General features: G+C 71.8%; 1 pseudogene. It reads right to left on the reverse strand.

The features are described 5' to 3' along the window. Positions 1-1079 (reverse strand): annotated as a pseudogene (locus tag C1I97_RS37615) (phosphopantetheine-binding protein); the annotation flags it as partial.

Raw genomic sequence — 1079 nt, forward strand, 5'->3', positions numbered from 1 at the left:
TCGGCGGGGAGGATGTGCTGGTAGGGGGTGCCCTCGCGTTCGGGGTAGACGGTGCGCAGGCTCTCGTGCCGGGCGACGACGTCCGCGAGAGCCAGGGTGAGTGCCTCGGTGTCGAGGTCGCCGGACAGGCGCAGGGCGAGCGGGATGTTGTAGGTCGCCGAGGGGCCTTCCATCTGGGCGAGGAACCACAGGCGCTGCTGGGCATACGACAAGGGGATCACTGGGAAGCTCCCATCCGGCGCATCGGCCGCAGCTTGGGGCGCGCGCTCTCGGCGCGGTCGAGCCGCTCGGCCAGCCTGGCCACGTTCGGGTTCTCGAAGAGGGCGGGGACCGGCAGTTCGGCCCCGAGGACGGTACGGATCCGGCTGACCAGCCGGGTGGCGAGCAGGGAATGCCCGCCGAGGCGGAAGAAGTCGTCGTCGACGGAGACGGACGGCAGGCCGAGGACCTCGGCGAACAGGTCGCGCAGGACTTCTTCGCGGGGGTTGCGCGGCGCCCGGCCGCCGCTGCCGGCCGAAGCCGGGGGCTGGGGCAGCGCGCGCTTGTCGATCTTGCCGTTGACGGTCAGCGGCAGGGCGTCCAGGGTCATGAAAGCGGCCGGGACCATGTAGTCGGGCAGCACCTCGTCGGTGTGGGCGTGCAGGACGTCGAGGTTGACGGGGGCTTCGCCGTCGCCGACGACGTAGGCGACGAGGCGTTTGTCGCCGGGGCGGTCCTCGCGGACGACCACCACGGCCTGGGAGACGGATGCGTGGGCCACGAGTGCCGACTCGATCTCGCCGGGCTCGATCCGGAAGCCCCGCAGCTTCACCTGCTGGTCGGCCCGGCCCAGGTACTCGATCTCGCCGTCCCGCGACCAGCGCACCAGGTCGCCGGTGCGGTACATGCGCGCGCCGGCCGGGCCGTGCGGGTCGGCGACGAAGCGCTCGGCGGTGAGGCCCGGCTGGTCCAGGTAGCCCTGGGCGAGTCCGGTGCCGGCGATGTACAGCTCGCCGGGGACGCCGGGGGCCACCAGGCCGAGGTGTTCGTCGAGGACGTAGAGGCGGGTGTTGTCGAGGGGCTGTCTCTTATACATATCT

Source organism: Streptomyces sp. NTH33, assembly GCF_003236365.1.
Taxonomy (GTDB): Bacteria; Actinomycetota; Actinomycetes; order Streptomycetales; family Streptomycetaceae; genus Streptomyces.